Source organism: Sphingopyxis sp. OAS728, from assembly GCF_014873485.1.
GTDB lineage: Bacteria > Pseudomonadota > Alphaproteobacteria > Sphingomonadales > Sphingomonadaceae > Sphingopyxis.
In genome coordinates, this window is sequence record NZ_JADBDT010000001.1 from 4,774,519 (window position 1) to 4,789,139 (window position 14,621).

A 14,621-nucleotide genomic window follows, 5' to 3' on the forward strand; every position below is an offset into this window, starting at 1 on the left:
CTCAGGCGTTCGCAAATTTGCGGAATTCGGCGACATGCGCGCTGTCGAAATATTCGTCGAGGCGCGTGATCTTGCCATTCTCGACCTTGCACACGATCGCGCAGGGCAGGCGGACCGCGCCGTCATCGTGGACGCGAACGCCCTTCAAAACATGCTGCTGGACGAAGCCGCCGGGGAAGGTGGTGAGCCGGCGGTCGGCATATTCGCGGTCCTTGATCCGCGCGACCATGCCGGTGAGCGTCTGCGCAGTCTGCGCGGGGGTGACGATCAACTCGTCGGTGTTATGCCAGATTTCGGCGTCGGGGGTGAAGCTGCCCTGCATCGTCTCGATGTCGCCCGCCTCGATCGCGTCGAAAAAGCGCTGCGCCATTACGCGGATGTCGTCCTGCTCTGCCATGATGCTCTCCTTAAGCTTTCGCGCCGAACATGCGGCCGCCATTGGCGGCGATCAGCCCGTCGATATCGTCGCCCCTGTAAGCGGGATCGGCCGAGGGACCGAAGGACGACAGCATGTCCTGCGTCACCAGTTCGGCCATGGCCTTCCATTCGGGGTGGGTGAAAATCCAATATTCGCCGGCCTCGATCGCCTCCACGACGCGCGCGCCGATCTTGTCGGGCGACATGCCGCCGGCGAGTACGCCCTGCATCGCCTGACTGGTCGCGGCGGCCTTGCCGGCCTCGACTTCGACCGGGCGCAGCTCGCGCGTCGTCTCGACGATCCGCGTCGCCGACATGCCGGGTATGAGCACCGAAATATCGACGCAGCTTTCGGCGAGTTCGTTGCGCAGCGCCATCGCGATGCCGAGCGTCGCATATTTGGAACTGATATAGGCGACCGAAATCGGCGGCGGCACGATCGCGACCATCGAGCTGGTGATGACCAGATGCGATGGCTCGCCGCTCGCCTTCATCTCGGCGAGGAAGGTCCGGCAGGCGTAAAGATGCGCGTGCGCGTTGACCGCATAGTTCCAGCGCCACACGTCGGTGTCATATTGTTCGAACGGCCCCGATCCGCCGCCGACCCCGGCGTTGCTGAACAGGATACGCACCGGGCCGAAGTCGCGCGCCTTTGCGCCCGCCTCGGCCCAGCTCTCCTCGCTGGTGACGTCGAGCTGCAGGCCGAGCGCGCTCGCGCCTTCGTCGCGCAGCGAAGCCGCCGCATTTTCGGCACCCGCCGCGTCGATATCGGCGAGGATCACCGATGCCCCCCTTGCGGCGAGTGCCCGGGCGGTCGCCAGCCCGAGCCCGCTCGCTCCGCCGGTGATGAAGGCCGTCTTGCCCGCGACGTCGGTCATTCGGCGAAATCCTGCTCGAGATAGCGCGTCATGCGATACTGGGCGATGCCGGCCGCGGCGGCGAAGGGCATCAGCGCCATCAGCGCCCACCGGAGGCTGCCATCGCCATATTCGGGCTTCAGGCTGTCGCTGACGATCCCGGCGAACAGCGGGCCGAGACCGAGGCCGATGATGTTGAACATCAGCATCAGCACCGCGGCGGCGGTCGCGCGGCTGCGCGGCGGGGTCAGGTTTTGGACGAGCGCGAGGGCAGGGGCGACATAGGCGGTACAAGCCGCCATCGGGATCAGCATCAGCGCGAGCGAGAGCTGCCAGCTGTCGACGAGCAATGCGGCGATAAAGGTCGGGATCAGCACAGCGGTGGCGAGCGCGGGGATCGAACCATAGGCGCGCGCCGACACCTTCGCGCGGTGGCTGACCAGCCAGCCGCCGCCGAGGATCCCGATGCCGAAGGTGATCCCCGCCGCCGGGCCGAAATAGGTTGCCATCGCTTCGAGCGGCATCTTTTGCGTCCGCATCAGGAAGGCCGGGATCCAGTTGAGCATGCCATAGCTGGTGAAAGCGGCAAGTCCGCTGCCGATCATCACCATGCGCAGCGACGGGCGGCGCCAGAACATCGCGAGGCTCTGGCTGAAGGGCAGCGCCTCGTCGGCCGTTTTTTGCGTGTCCATCTGGCCGCGCGCGGGCTCGCGGACCAGCCAGATCAGGATCGGCGCGACGATGACCCCGACGATGCCGATCAGGATGAAGGCGTTGCGCCAGCCGATATTGGCGGCCGCCCAAGCGCCGAAGGTCGCGCCCACAAACACACCGAACGGGCCGTTGAGCGTGAACAGCCCGATCGCCAACGGGCGCTGCGCGGGCGGATAATAATCGGCGATGACCGAGAGCGAGGGCGCGGTGCCGCCCGCTTCGCCCGCGCCGACGCCGAAGCGCATCAGCGCGAGCTGCCAGAAATTCGACGCCATGCCGCAGGCGGCGGTGAAGCCGCTCCACACGACGCAGGCGATGCCGATCAGCTTCACGCGGTTCCAGCGGTCGGCGATCATCGCGACGGGAACGCCCATCGCGGCATAGAAAAGCGCGAAGGCGAGGCCGGTGAGCAGCCCGAATTGCGTGTCGCTGAAATCCATATCGGCGCGGATCGGTTCGACGAGCACCGACAGAAGCTGTCGGTCGACGAAGTTGATCGTGCCGACGATGAACAGCATCACGAGCGCGACGTTGCGACGCAGCGCGAGGCCGCTGTCCGACGCTGCGGCGCCTGCGTTAACGGCGGTGGCCTCGGTCATAACTCTCCCCAAAACGCGCGATTCTTCTCGGTCGAAAAATACTTAGGTATTTAAGTTTATCTGTCAATGTGCTTTACGGTAGCGACAAGATAAGCGGGAGAGAAGAGATGGATATCAAGGGCAAAAGCGCGATCGTTACGGGTTCGGCGGGCGGCATCGGCCGTGCGACCGCGGTGATGCTGGCGGAGCGCGGCGCGGCAGAGATCCGGCTCGTTGACGTCAAGGCAGATGCGCTCGCCGAAACCGCGCGGTTGGTCGCGGCGAAGGGTGCGCAGGTGTCGACGCATGTTCTCGACCTCTCCGATGTGCCCGCGGTCGAAGCCTGGTTCCGGACCCACGGCGACGTCGACATCCTGCACAATAATGCCGGCGTCGTGTCGGGCCTGCCGCAATTTCCTGACGTCGATGCGGCGCGCCTCCGCTGGATCATCGACGTCAACATCACCTCGCTCGTCGCGGCAACGCAGGTCGCGGTGCAGGCGATGAAGAAGCGCGGCGGCGGGGTGATTATCAACACCGTCTCGACCGTCGCCCTCGGTACCGGTTTCTATGACGCCATGTATGCGACGACGAAGGCGGCGGTGATGATGTTCACCCGCTGCTGCGCGCCCTTGAAAGAGGAATGCAATGTCCGCGTCGCGGGCATGTTGCCCGGGCTGGTCGACACGCCGATCCTCGACACGACGGGCGCGGGCGGCAAGTCCGAGTGGATGGAGGCCGTGCTGGCGAACAATGAGGCGTGCCGGCCCGAGGATATCGCCGGCAGCGTCATGGCGCTGATCGAGGACGACAGCTTGGCAGGCGGCGACTGGGTTGCGGTGCGTCGGCTGAATGGCGAGGTCGAATATCAATGGGGCCACGCCGACACGGTTTAATCCCCACCCGCTTGCGGGAGGGGCAGCGAGACTTGCGAGCTTGCTCGCTAGTCGCAGCGGGGCGGGCAGTTGCACCGTCGCTGGCCCACCCCCAACCCCTCCCGCAAGCGGGAGGGGAGCAAAGGGGCTAGCGCGTCGGCGCTTCCAGCATATTTTTGCCGAACAGGTTCGACCATTGCTCCTCGGTCAGCACCGGGCGCGCGCTCGACAGGTTGGCGGCGTTCTTGACGTCGGTCCCTGCGATCACTGCGGGCCGCTCGCCGATCCGCGCGAACCAGTCGGCGACCGCGGGATAATCGTCGAGCGTCAGCCCGATCGCGCGGATCGCCCGTGTCCACGGCCACGCCGCGATGTCGGCAATCGAATATTCCTCGGCGAGATAGTCGGCCTCGCTGAGGCGCCCGTTGAGCACATGGAGCAGGCGCAGCGTCTCGTTGCGATAACGCTCGACCGGATAGGTCTGTCCCTCGGGCGCATAGCGGATGAAATGATGCGCCTGACCCTGCATCGGCCCGAAGCTTGCCATCTGCCACATCAGCCATTGCTGCGCCTGGCTGCGGCGACGCGGGCTTTCGGGAATAAGCTGTCCGCTCTTCTCCGCCAGATAGAGCAGGATCGCACCGGACTCGAAAACGGGCAGCGGCGCGCCGCCGCCTAAGGGGTCATGGTCGACGATCGCGGGCAGGCGGCCGTTCGGGTTGATCCGCCGATACTCGGGCGTGAGATGGTCGCCCTCGAGCATGTTCATCGCGAGCAATTGGTGCTCTAGCCCGACCTCTTCGAGCATGATCGACACCTTGTGGCCGTTCGGCGTCGGGGTGAAATAGACGTCGATCATGCAGTATTTCCTTCGGCGAAAATGGTACGCGCCGCAGCGAAAGCGGCTTCGAAAGCCTCTTTCCCCGCGGGGTAGGCGACAACGGACAGCGTCACGCCCGCAATCTTCCACCCATCCTGCCGCACCAAGCGGTGGGTGTAGCGGCCGATCAGGTCGCCGAGCAGCGCGCGGTCCTCGACGCCGACGACGTGGACCGCATCGACGATACTCGTCACCGTCGCGCGGTCGCCATCGATCGTTGCGACGACATTGTGCAATTGGTGCGCCGTCGCGTCGAACCCTTCGAGCGCGCGGCAACGGTTCGTCCACTCGTCGGCGGGAATGGTGGCGACGAGCGAGCCGATCGAACCATAGTCGATCGCGATCTCGTCGGTGAAGAGCGCACGGTAGGCGCTCCAGTCGCGCGCATCGAGTGCGCTCGCGTAACAGGTCACGACCGCAGCCGCCGCTTCCCGGTCGAGGAAAGCTTGGGCTGCAGCCGATCCCTGGGACATCGGATTCGAACCTAGAACTTGATCCCGGCCTCGACCGAAATATTGCGCGTGGGTTCGAGGTACAGGATCGCGCGCGGAACCGGCGTGATCGGCGCGGGCAGGTTGAACGCGCTGCCGATCGTCTTCTCGTTCGTCAGATTCTTGCCGACGAGTGCGACGTGCCAGCGGTCGTCGCGGTCGGCAAGCTGGACGCGCAGGTCGAGCTTTACATAGCCGCCCTGCACGCCGAAGATCGGGCTCTGGTTGTCCGAGTTGAAATATTTCGAGCGGCCCGCGGCGACGCCGGTGATGTCGAACTTCAGGTCGTCGGACATGTCGAAGCGTGCGTGCGCGGTGACGCTGCCGGTCCATTTCGATGCATAAGCAACGGGATAGCCGGCGAGGTTGTTCGTTGCCGGCGTACAGCCGACCTGCGATGCCAGGCAGGCCGCGCCCGGATAGTCGTCATATTTGATATCCGAATAAGCTGCCGACGCGCTGATGTCGAAATTCTCGATCGGATAGATGCTGAGCGATCCTTCGACACCCTTGGATGTTGCAGCCGCGGCGTTGCCGGTCAGATAGCTCGACGTCGCGGGCTGGTAGACCGAAACCTGCAAATCCTTGAACTTGGTGTGATAGAGCGAGACGTTCGCGACGATTTTGCCGTCGGCTAACGTCGATTTGATGCCCGCCTCGAAATTCTCCGACCGTTCGGGTTCGAAGGTGAAGGTCGCATTGGTCGTGCCGAGCGTGTTCGACACGAAACCGCCGGATTTCGAACCGCGGCCCCACGTCCCATAGATCATGATGCGCGGCGCGATATCATATTGCAGCGTTACCGACGGATCGACATTGCCTTCGCTGATTTTGCCTACCGCGCTCGAAATCGGGCGCAGGGCAAAGGGCTGGCCGTTGACACCGTTCGAACCGTAGACAAGGCGTGCGGCGAAATCGCCGTCCTTTTTGGTGTGCGAATAACGAATGCTGCCGATCGCGCGGAAGGCATCCGTGATGTTGAACGTGCCCTGTCCGAACACCGACCAGCTTTCGGCTTCCTGGTTGAAGACGCTGTCGATGCGGCCGAAATAGGGGCCGACGATCACACCGGGGATATTGAGGCTCGGGATATTGAAGCCCTGATATTGCTCCAGCGTGTAGTTCGACTTGTCATAATAGGCGCCGACAATGAATTCGAAGGTCTTGCCCGTCGGCGACAGGATCCGGATTTCCTGCGAAACCTGGTCGAAGCGTTCGGGGAAGGCGTTGTAGACCGAATTGGCCGTGAACGCGCCGCCGCTATTCGGGATCGTCTGGTCGAAGCCGTTGACGATCTTCGATTTGAACCAGCTGTAGCCCGTGACCGAGGTCAGCGTGAAATCGCCGAGCGCGAGGTTGCCGACGCCCGAGATCATCACCGACTTGTTGTCATTGCCCTCGTCGCCGAGCGCCGAGCGTTCGAGATAGCGCGTGGTCTGCGGATCCTGTCCGCTGGTCAGCGGGCTCGACACGGTGATGCCGCCGATGACTTCGCGGTTTCCGTACTCGACCTTCGCCGTGTAGTCGAAATTGGCCGACGGCTCCCATTTCAGCGTCAGGCGCAGGAGCTGAGACTTGATTTCGGGATCGTCGTGATCGGTCGCGCGGTTATAGATATAGCCGTCCTGGTTGACGATCTTGTACGCAAAGCGCGCGCCCAATGTGTCGGTGATTGGCCCAGACAAATAGCCCGAGAAATCAGTGCCCTTGTGGTCGAAGTTGTAAAGACCGGTGATCGCGCCTTCAAAGTCCTTCGTCGGACCCGCCGACACGACGCTGACGGCACCTGCGGCAGTGTTCTTGCCGAAGAGCGCGCCCTGCGGCCCGCGCAACACCTCGACTCGCGCGAGGTCGAAGAAGGGCGCCTGCGCCTGACGGTTGCGGCCGGCGTAGATGCCGTCGACATAGAGCGAGACCGACTGGTCGAAGGCGAAGTTTGCCGGCGGCGAACCGAAGCCGCGGATATAGATGACGTCGTTGCCGGCGGTCGACTGGACGAAGACGTTCGGCGTGTAGTTCATCACCGCCTTGATGTCGCTCGTGTTGAACTCGGCAAGCTTGGCGCCGCTGACGACCTCCATCGAGATCGGCACGTCTTGAAGGCTCTGCTCACGCTTCTGCGCGGTCACGATGATTTCGTTGGTGTTGCTGTCGTCGATATCCGCCGTGTCGGCGGGCGCCGCCTGCGCCATCGCCGGTGCGGCATTGGCGAGCATCGCGATCGCCGCGACGCCGGACAGCAGAAACTGGTTGCGAGCCTTCATTGTCACCCTCCCATAGAGCCTATCGCTGCCGGTCCCGGAAAGCCTTCCGATCCGTCAATCTGATTGACCCTTAGTATACTAATGGTTTTATGCTTGTCCATAGGCAGGAAGAGGATTCGCATCATGAACGAAGAAAATTCGCGAGGCGGGGCATCGGCGCTGGCGACACGCCATCTGTGTACCGTCGAGTTCGAAGTGGGCGGCGGGATCATTGGAATCGGCGCATCGCCCTTTGGCGACCAGCGGCTCGGCTATATCAGTGGCGGCCGGTTTTTCGGGTCGCGTATCAATGGTATAGTTCTACCCGGTGGCGGGAACTGGTCGCGCAGCGGGCGGCTGGGCGACGATGCGTCGGTCGGCACCTTCGACGCCCGCGCGGTTTGGCAGACCGACGACGGCGAGCTCATCTATCTGAGCTACACCGGGCGCAACATCATCCCCGACGATGTGCGTGCGAGCTTTGCCGATCCGGATGTGCCCGATGCTGATCCGTCGCGCTACTATCTGCGAATCGCGCCGGTGTTCGAAACGGCGAGCGCGAAATATGGCTGGCTCAACGGCGTACTCGCGGTTGGCGTCGGCGAGCGCACCGATTTCGGCGTCCGCCATGTCATCCACGAGGTGCTGTAAGATGATCGATCTCCATTATTCGGCGACCCCGAACGGGCAGAAGATCGCGATCATGCTGGAGGAAATCGGCGAGCCCTATCGCGTCATCCCCTATGACATCTTCGAGGGCGACCAGCTGACCGCCGAATTCGGGCGCATCAATCCGAACCACAAGCTGCCCGCGATCGTCGATCAGGATCCGTCGGAAGGAGGCGCGCCGGTCGCTGTTTTCGAGTCGGGTGCAATCCTCCAATATCTGGCCGAAAAGAGCGGGCGTTTCCTGCCCGCATCGGGCGCCGCGCGCGCGGCGACCTTGTCATGGCTGACCTGGCAGGTCGCGGGTCTCGGGCCGATGGGCGGGCAGGCGAGCCATTTCCTGCGCTATGCCCCGGCGGGGCAGGATTATGCGATCGAACGCTACACGAAGGAACTTACACGCCTGCTCACCGTGCTTGAGAAGCGGCTGGAGAAGAGCGCCTATGTTGCAGGCGATGATTATACGATCGCCGATATGGCGATCTGGCCGGGCCGCGCGTCGGCGTTCGTGATGGGTATGGGACTCGACGAATGGCCCGCGATGCATGGGTGGTTCGAGCGCATCCGCAAACGCCCGGCGGTCGCCCGCGCGATGGCGCGCGAGGATCTGAAAGCCCCGGCGAAATATGTAGGGCGCCACCAAAAGCTGGACGACAAGGGATGGTCTAACATGTTCGGCGCCGCGAACCACGCGGCGGTCGCCAATGACTGACGGCTAGCGTTTCGCGTGTTGGCGGTCGCCCCACAGGATCGCGCGATGTTCGTCGGTGAAGCCTGTGAGGCCGCCCTCGATCGTCTCAGCACGCGCGACGCCGACCTTCATGCCCTCGGCGACTGCGGAGCGTTCGAGCATTGCGGCGCCCCAGCGGTCAACGTTCGGAAACTGCCCCGCCTTTTCGATCAATTGGCGGCGCAGATAGGGCAGGGTCGCCATGTCGGCGATTGTATATTCCTCGCCGGCGAGCCACTCGGATTCGCCCAAACGCTTGTCGATCACCATCATCAGCCGGTCGACCTCGCGGCTGTAGCGCGCGATGGCGTATTCGTGCCGGTCCTTGGCATAATGGGTGAAATGCGCCTCCTGTCCGAACATCGGGCCGACGCCCGACACCTGGAACATCAGCCACTGCCAGCAGATTGCGCGCCCGACCGGATCTGCCGGCACGAAGCGCCCGGTCTTTTCAGCGAGATAAAGCAGGATCGCGCCGGTTTCCCACAGCGCGAACCGCTCGCCGTCAGGCCCTTCGTCGTCGACGATCACCGGGGTCTTGTTGTTCGGGTTGAGCGCGAGGAATTCAGGCGTCAGCTGATCGCCCGCGAGGATGTCGATATATTCGAGCTGCCATTCGAGCCCCATTTCGAGCAGCGCGATCGCGATCTTGCGCGCATTGGGGGTCGGGCCGCCGTAGAGCGTGATCATCGCGTCAAACCTCCCGTCCGAGCCAACGCTTCAGCACGTCGGCGCTATCCTGCCCGACGGTGAGCGGGGCAGGGCGGCGTACGCTGCCCGGTGTCGCCGACAGTTTCGGGAAGACGCCCTGCATCGTAACCTCGCCGAACTCCTCGTCGGGAACGCTCACCAGCGCCTCTCGGGCCGCGAAATGCGGGTCAGCCAGCATGTCCTCGGCATCGAAAACGCGGCCCGCGGGAACGCCCGCCTCGACCATCCTTGTTTCGAGCTCGGCGATCGTTAGCGTTGCGGTCCATTCGCCGATCAGCGCGTCCAGTTCCTCCTGCCGCACCCCGCGCGCGCGGTGGGTGGCATAGCGGTCGTCGCTGGCGAGTTCGGGCTGCCCCATCGCCGCCGCCAGCCGCGCGAAGACGCCATCCTGATTGGCGCCGATCAGATATTCGCCGTCGCGGCATGGATAGACGTTCGACGGTGCGATCGCGGGCAGCGTCGATCCCGTGCGTCGGCGCTTGGTGCCACTCGCTGAATAGTCCGACACGGTCGATTCCATCACTTGCAGCACCGCCTCGTACAGCGCTGAATCGACGATCTGGCCTTCGCCGGTATTGCTGCGGTGATGGAGCGCGGCGAGTGCGCCCATGCAGCCATAGGTAGCGGCGAGCGTATCGCCGATCGACACGCCCATGCGCGCGGGCGGCAGGTCGGGATAGCCAACGATGCCGCGCCATCCGCCCATCGCCTCGCCGATGCCGCCGAAGCCGGCGCGTGCCGAATAGGGGCCCGTCTGTCCATAACCCGACACGCGCACGACGATCAGCCCGGGATTGGTCTTGCGGAGTTCGGCAGGGTCGAGGTTCCATTTTTCGAGCGTTCCGGGACGGAAATTCTCGATCAATATGTCGGCCTTGGCGATCAGCTCGCGCGCAAGCGCCTGACCGTCTTCGCTGCGCAGGTCGACCGCGACCGAATATTTGTTGCGCGCGATCACGCGCCACCAGCTCGGTTTGTCGCCCTGGCCCCAGTTGCGCATCTGGTCGCCGGTCACCGGAGGTTCGAGCTTGACGATCTCGGCGCCCATGTCGCCAAGGAGCTGTCCGCAGAACGGGCCGGCGATGAGCTGCCCCATCTCGACCACCCGGATGCCTTCCAGCGCGCCCCCGCTGCTCGTCTCGCTCATATCATTCCTTTCGCGGCCGACTCTGGTAAGACGACCTGCCTCGCCCATGGCCTTTGTATACTTAGAATGCTATGTAATTTTCAACCTGCTAAATGACTCAGGATAATCAGGACGCAAGATGTTGAAAAATCATGCCGTGGAACTGGTCGAGGTCGGCCCGCGCGACGGGTTGCAGAATGAGGCGGCGATCGTGTCGACCGCCGACAAACTCGCGCTGATCCGCCGCGCGATCGATTATGGTGTCCGCCGGATCGAGGTGACGAGCTTCGTCAACCCGAAGAAGGTGCCTCAGCTCGCCGATGCCGAGGAATTGGTAGCGATACTGCCCGATCGCGACGATGTTACGTATATCGGTCTCGTGCTCAACCGCCGCGGTGCGGAGCGCGCTCTCGCGACAGGACGGATCGATGAACTCGGTGCGGTGTGCGTGACGAGCGATACGTTCGGTGTCCGCAATCAGGGGCAAAGCTCGGATGAATCGCTTGCCGCAGCGATGGAGATCGTCGCGCTGGCGAAGGCGGAGGGGCGGGGCGGTCAGATCACCATCGCAACGGCGTTCGGTTGCCCGTTCGAGGGCGAGGTTGCGATCGACCGCGTCGTCGAAATGGCGAAGCGCGCCGCCGATTCAGCCCCGCGCGAGATCGCACTTGCCGACACAATCGGCGTCGGCGTGCCCGCGCAGGTGTCGGAGATGGTCGGCCGTGTGCGCGAGGCGGTCGGCGACCTTCCGGTGCGCGTTCATTTCCACAACACGCGCGGTACCGGGATCGCCAATGTCTGGGCGGCGGTGCGGGAAGGCGCGGCGATAGTCGACGCGTCGCTCGGCGGGCTCGGTGGCTGTCCCTTCGCGCCCGGTGCGGCGGGCAATGTTGCGACCGAGGATGTGATCTACATGCTCGAAAACAGCGGCATCCAGACCGGTATAAGGCTTCCGCAGGTCGTCGAGGCGGCCGGCTGGCTCGCCGGCGTGATGGATCGCCCGCTGCCCGCGATGGTCAGCAAGGCGCCCGCCTTTCCCTAAAAGGTTGCGAGCAGCGCCATTACGACGCCGCCGACGACGAGCAGCAGGCCGAGGATCTCGTGCCAGCGCACCGGCTCGCGCAGATAGAAATGCGCAAAGCCGATCGTGAAGATCACCTCGACCTGCCCGACGATGCGCACCAGCGCGGCGGGCGCAGCGGCAAAGCCGATATACCAGCAGGCCGAACCCAGCGCCGACAGCAATCCGACCTGGCTCGAATTGCGCCAGGTCCGGAAGACCGCGCGCAGCGTATCGCGGTCGCGGAGCGCAACCCAGAGCATGTGCAGCCCGGTCTGGATTCCCATCACGACGACGAGCGTGACGAGCGCCGATCCGATCAGGTCGACGCCTTCGAGTTCGGCGGTCGCGAGCTTCACCGCGATGGCGGCCAGTGCAAACATCGATCCGGCGCCGAGCCCGCAGAGCGCCGCGGGCTGGCCAAGCGCGCGCCATATCTCGCGCGCCGACACCCCACGCCCGGCGAGCGCGAGCACCAGCACGCCCGCGACCCCGGCAACGATCCCGATCCACGCAAGAAGCGGCAATCTTTCGCCGAGGAAGATCGCGGTGACGAGCGCCGCCTGCACTGCCTCGGTCTTGGAAAAAGCGGTGCCGACGACGAAACCGCGATGGCCGAACGCCATGATCAGCAGGATCGTGCCCGCCATCTGGGTGATTGCGCCGGCGATCGCGAAGCCCACGAAGGCCGTTCCGAACGCGGGGACCGCTTCATGCCGCAGCGTCAGCCAGACCGCGGCAAAGGCGAGGGCGAAGGGAAGCCCGTAAAGATAGCGGACCAGCCCCGCGCCGCTGACGCTGAGTTCGGCGCGGAGGCGCTGTTGCAGGGCGGTACGCCACGCCTGGAACAGGCCGCCGAACAGCGATGCGGGGAGCCAGATCGGGTTCATCCCTTCCTCGCGTCCTGTCCCGCCGTATCGACTCGTCCCGAGCTTCGCATGCGGCCCCCATGCTATAGTTTTAATACTAAGTATATGGCCTCCGCCAATCGCCGCGTCAGACCTGCCACGCCAATCAGCTAGACCCGCGGTGCGGCAGGTTGCAGGAAGGGCGAGGGAGAGCAAATGACGCAACTATACGCAACGACACGGCCTGCCGGGTGGGGGATCTGACGTGGCCGAACTCGACCTGCCGCTTGGCGAAGCCCAACAGATGCTGCGCGATAGCGTCCAGCGCTTCCTCGCCGACAATGAGCGCCCCGGCTGGCGCGAGCTGAGCGAAACGCTCGGACTGGCCGGTATTGCGTTGCCCGAAAATGTCGGCGGTTTCGGCGGCGGCATGATCGACATCGCGGTCGTGATGGCCGAACTGGGGCCGGCGCTTGCTGGCGCCGACTGGCTTTCGCACGTCGCGGCGACCTCGGTCCTCGCGCGCGTTGCGCCCGAGTATCCGGCGCTTTCCGACCTCGCAACGGGGAGCCGGCGCATCGCGATCATCTGTGCGGCGTCGACCGCGGCCATGCCGGCAGTCGAAGATGGGCTGGTTCGCGGCAGTGCGGCGCTGGTCGCGGGTGCGGCGGAGGCCGACCTGCTCCTCGTCGCGAGCGACGAAGCGCTGCTGCTTGTCGGCGCCGACGGCGACAAGGTCGAGCAGCGCCACCGCATCATGCACGACGGCAGCGTTTCGGCGGACCTTGCCTTCACGCTCAAACCCGGCGACGCCGCGCTGCTTGCGAGCGGCGAGGCGGCGCGCGCATGGGGTGACCATGCGAACGACCTGATCCTTGCGGGACGCTGCGCCGAAGCCGTCGGCCTGATGCAACGGATGATCGCGGACTGCATCGACTATCTCGGCCAACGCACGCAGTTCGGATCGCCGATCGGGCGCTTCCAGTCGCTCCGCCACCGCGCGGCCGACATGCAACTCGCTGCAATGAAGGCAGCTGCGCTCACCGAAACAGCAATTCTCGCGGTCGACCAGGATCGCGCCGACCGCGCGCAGACGGTGAGCGCGGCGTGTGTCGAGGTCGGCGATGCCGTGCGGATCGTCGGCGAAAGCGCGGTGCAGATTCATGGCGCCATGGGGCTCACCGAGGAACTGAGCCTTGGTGGCCATTTCAAGCGTGCGCTGGCGATCACCGCGGCGTTCGGGCCTTGCGTCGATCACCTTGCCCGTTTTTCGGGCAGGGCGTCCTAGCCGAGCATCGTCCGCGCGATCAGGTCGCGCTGGATCTCGTTCGACCCGGCATAGATGGTCGCGGCGCGGTCGTTGAGGTAGCGCGGCACAGCGACCGCGAGGTCGGCGGGTGTCTGTCCGTCGGCGTCGGCCCACGCGGCATAGCCTGCGGCTTCGCACGCGAGCGTGTCGATACGCTGCGCCGTCTCCGTCCCCAGCACCTTCAACGCCGACGCATAGAGTGCGGCATTGCCGCCGACGCCGCGCATCGCTTTCATCTCGAGCGCCTGCAACGCCTTCAGCGTCACCGCTTCGCGGTCGAGCTGCGCGCGCAACACCGGTTCGATGTCATCGCGGGCGCGTAGCCGTTCGAGCCGGCCGATCAGACCCGGCGCATATTTACCCCCGCGCTCGAAGGTCAGCAGATGCTTTGCGACCGACCAGCCCTCATTCTCGCCGCCGAGCCGGTTCGCCTGCGGGACGCGGACATCGTCGAAGAAGACCTGATTGAACTCATGATCGCCCGCGAGCGTGCGGATCGGCTCCACCATGATCCCCGGCAAGCCCATGTCGAGGAGCAGGAAGCTGATTCCCGCCTGCGGTTTACCCTCGCTCGACGTCCGCACGAGCGCAAACATGCGGTTCGCAAAATGGGCGTGCGTCGTCCATATCTTCGATCCGTTCAGGATATAGTCGTCGCCATTGGGCGTCGCGCGCAGTTGCAACGCGGCTAGGTCCGATCCCGCGCCGGGCTCCGAAAAGCCCTGACACCAATAATCTTCACCCGACAGGATGCGCGGCAGGTAGTGGGCGCGCTGTTCGGGGCTGCCATAATGCATGATGACCGGTGCGACCATCTTCAGCCCCATCGGTGCAAGATTGGGAGCTCCGGCCTCGGCACATTCGGCGGCGAAAATATAGCGCTCGACCTCGCTCCAGCCCGGGCCCCCGAACTCGGCCGGCCAGTCGGGAGCCGCCCAGCCTTTGGTGTGAAGGATGCGCTGCCACGGCAGCGAAATGGCGGGGTCGACGAAGACGCTTGTCGCGCGCGCCGCGCCATGGCGGATATCGTCGGGCAGATGCGCGGCAAGGAAGGCGCGAACGTCTTCGCGAAAGGCTGTAAGGGCCGGGTCGTTCAGCATGTCCATGCCCCGGACT

General features: G+C 64.7%; 15 protein-coding genes. 5 read left to right on the plus strand and 10 right to left on the minus strand.

Annotated elements, in window-relative coordinates; genetic code table 11:
* Window position 1 precedes the first annotated feature (1 nt).
* From GGC65_RS22530 to GGC65_RS22540, 3 genes are read right to left on the minus strand one after another with little or no spacing between them, the layout of a single operon-like run.
* Window positions 2-397: a nuclear transport factor 2 family protein gene (locus GGC65_RS22530; protein WP_192649199.1), complete on the minus strand. Its 396-nt coding sequence runs from the start codon at window positions 395-397 to the stop codon at window positions 2-4.
* Between the two features lie 10 nt (window positions 398-407).
* Window positions 408-1,295: an SDR family NAD(P)-dependent oxidoreductase gene (locus GGC65_RS22535; RefSeq protein WP_192649200.1), complete on the minus strand. Its 888-nt coding sequence runs from the start codon at window positions 1,293-1,295 to the stop codon at window positions 408-410.
* Window positions 1,292-2,587, minus strand: a complete 1,296-nt coding sequence (locus GGC65_RS22540) for a spinster family MFS transporter (RefSeq protein WP_192649201.1) — start codon at window positions 2,585-2,587, stop codon at window positions 1,292-1,294. Before GGC65_RS22540 ends, GGC65_RS22535 begins: the two co-directional genes overlap by 4 nt.
* 107 nt (window positions 2,588-2,694) lie before the next feature.
* Here GGC65_RS22540 and GGC65_RS22545 point away from each other — a divergent pair, with 107 nt between their 5' ends.
* Window positions 2,695-3,462, plus strand: a complete 768-nt coding sequence (locus GGC65_RS22545) for an SDR family NAD(P)-dependent oxidoreductase (protein ID WP_192649202.1) — start codon at window positions 2,695-2,697, stop codon at window positions 3,460-3,462.
* Window positions 3,463-3,589: 127 nt separating this feature from the next.
* Here the strand turns inward: GGC65_RS22545 and GGC65_RS22550 are convergent, their stop codons facing one another.
* From GGC65_RS22550 to GGC65_RS22560, 3 genes are read right to left on the minus strand one after another with little or no spacing between them, the layout of a single operon-like run.
* Window positions 3,590-4,300 carry a glutathione binding-like protein gene (locus GGC65_RS22550; protein WP_192649203.1) on the minus strand — a complete coding sequence of 237 codons (711 nt, stop codon included), beginning with the start codon at window positions 4,298-4,300 and terminating at the stop codon, window positions 3,590-3,592.
* A complete protein-coding gene (locus GGC65_RS22555; protein ID WP_192649204.1) occupies window positions 4,297-4,794 on the minus strand; it encodes a nuclear transport factor 2 family protein in 498 nt (165 codons plus the stop codon). The genes GGC65_RS22550 and GGC65_RS22555 overlap by 4 nt, the downstream gene beginning before the upstream one ends.
* A gap of 11 nt (window positions 4,795-4,805) precedes the next feature.
* On the minus strand, window positions 4,806-7,076 hold the full coding sequence (locus GGC65_RS22560; protein WP_192649205.1) for a TonB-dependent receptor: 2,271 nt from the start codon (window positions 7,074-7,076) through the stop codon (window positions 4,806-4,808).
* 123 nt (window positions 7,077-7,199) lie between these two features.
* Here GGC65_RS22560 and GGC65_RS22565 point away from each other — a divergent pair, with 123 nt between their 5' ends.
* Window positions 7,200-7,706, plus strand: a complete 507-nt coding sequence (locus GGC65_RS22565; protein WP_192649206.1) for a DUF3237 domain-containing protein — start codon at window positions 7,200-7,202, stop codon at window positions 7,704-7,706.
* Window position 7,707: 1 nt separating this feature from the next.
* Window positions 7,708-8,433 carry a glutathione binding-like protein gene (locus tag GGC65_RS22570; protein ID WP_192649207.1) on the plus strand — a complete coding sequence of 242 codons (726 nt, stop codon included), beginning with the start codon at window positions 7,708-7,710 and terminating at the stop codon, window positions 8,431-8,433.
* A gap of 3 nt (window positions 8,434-8,436) precedes the next feature.
* Here the strand turns inward: GGC65_RS22570 and GGC65_RS22575 are convergent, their stop codons facing one another.
* Both GGC65_RS22575 and GGC65_RS22580 read right to left on the minus strand, forming a co-directional pair.
* Window positions 8,437-9,141 (minus strand): glutathione S-transferase family protein, encoded by a 705-nt coding sequence (locus GGC65_RS22575; RefSeq protein ID WP_192649208.1) that lies wholly within the window; start codon window positions 9,139-9,141, stop codon window positions 8,437-8,439.
* 4 nt (window positions 9,142-9,145) lie between these two features.
* Entirely contained in the window at window positions 9,146-10,309 is a 1,164-nt protein-coding gene (locus tag GGC65_RS22580; RefSeq protein ID WP_192649209.1) for a CaiB/BaiF CoA transferase family protein, read from the minus strand.
* A 118-nt stretch (window positions 10,310-10,427) separates the two neighbouring features.
* Here GGC65_RS22580 and GGC65_RS22585 point away from each other — a divergent pair, with 118 nt between their 5' ends.
* Window positions 10,428-11,330: a hydroxymethylglutaryl-CoA lyase gene (locus tag GGC65_RS22585; RefSeq protein ID WP_192649210.1), complete on the plus strand. Its 903-nt coding sequence runs from the start codon at window positions 10,428-10,430 to the stop codon at window positions 11,328-11,330.
* On the opposite strand, the gene GGC65_RS22590 is transcribed toward GGC65_RS22585, so the two are convergent.
* The gene (locus GGC65_RS22590; RefSeq protein WP_192649211.1) at window positions 11,327-12,238 is read right to left on the minus strand and encodes a DMT family transporter; all 912 of its coding nucleotides are present in this window, start codon (window positions 12,236-12,238) and stop codon (window positions 11,327-11,329) included. The genes GGC65_RS22585 and GGC65_RS22590 overlap by 4 nt on opposite strands.
* A gap of 223 nt (window positions 12,239-12,461) precedes the next feature.
* Between GGC65_RS22590 and GGC65_RS22595 the strand changes: the two genes are divergently transcribed.
* A complete protein-coding gene (locus GGC65_RS22595) occupies window positions 12,462-13,484 on the plus strand; it encodes an acyl-CoA dehydrogenase family protein (protein ID WP_192649212.1) in 1,023 nt (340 codons plus the stop codon).
* On the opposite strand, the gene GGC65_RS22600 is transcribed toward GGC65_RS22595, so the two are convergent.
* Window positions 13,481-14,611 carry an acyl-CoA dehydrogenase family protein gene (locus GGC65_RS22600; protein ID WP_192649213.1) on the minus strand — a complete coding sequence of 377 codons (1,131 nt, stop codon included), beginning with the start codon at window positions 14,609-14,611 and terminating at the stop codon, window positions 13,481-13,483. The genes GGC65_RS22595 and GGC65_RS22600 overlap by 4 nt on opposite strands.
* Window positions 14,612-14,621 lie beyond the last annotated feature (10 nt).

Coding starts and splice junctions, on each gene's coding strand:
- GGC65_RS22550 (WP_192649203.1), bottom strand. CDS start 4,300: ATGATCGACGTCTATTTCACCCCGACGCCGAACGGCCACAAGGTGTCG.
- GGC65_RS22570 (WP_192649207.1), top strand. CDS start 7,708: ATGATCGATCTCCATTATTCGGCGACCCCGAACGGGCAGAAGATCGCG.
- GGC65_RS22600 (WP_192649213.1), bottom strand. CDS start 14,611: ATGGACATGCTGAACGACCCGGCCCTTACAGCCTTTCGCGAAGACGTT.
- GGC65_RS22585 (WP_192649210.1), top strand. CDS start 10,428: ATGTTGAAAAATCATGCCGTGGAACTGGTCGAGGTCGGCCCGCGCGAC.
- GGC65_RS22590 (WP_192649211.1), bottom strand. CDS start 12,238: ATGAACCCGATCTGGCTCCCCGCATCGCTGTTCGGCGGCCTGTTCCAG.
- GGC65_RS22545 (WP_192649202.1), top strand. CDS start 2,695: ATGGATATCAAGGGCAAAAGCGCGATCGTTACGGGTTCGGCGGGCGGC.
- GGC65_RS22580 (WP_192649209.1), bottom strand. CDS start 10,309: ATGAGCGAGACGAGCAGCGGGGGCGCGCTGGAAGGCATCCGGGTGGTC.
- GGC65_RS22575 (WP_192649208.1), bottom strand. CDS start 9,141: ATGATCACGCTCTACGGCGGCCCGACCCCCAATGCGCGCAAGATCGCG.
- GGC65_RS22535 (WP_192649200.1), bottom strand. CDS start 1,295: ATGACCGACGTCGCGGGCAAGACGGCCTTCATCACCGGCGGAGCGAGC.
- GGC65_RS22540 (WP_192649201.1), bottom strand. CDS start 2,587: ATGACCGAGGCCACCGCCGTTAACGCAGGCGCCGCAGCGTCGGACAGC.
- GGC65_RS22560 (WP_192649205.1), bottom strand. CDS start 7,076: ATGAAGGCTCGCAACCAGTTTCTGCTGTCCGGCGTCGCGGCGATCGCG.
- GGC65_RS22565 (WP_192649206.1), top strand. CDS start 7,200: ATGAACGAAGAAAATTCGCGAGGCGGGGCATCGGCGCTGGCGACACGC.
- GGC65_RS22555 (WP_192649204.1), bottom strand. CDS start 4,794: ATGTCCCAGGGATCGGCTGCAGCCCAAGCTTTCCTCGACCGGGAAGCG.
- GGC65_RS22530 (WP_192649199.1), bottom strand. CDS start 397: ATGGCAGAGCAGGACGACATCCGCGTAATGGCGCAGCGCTTTTTCGAC.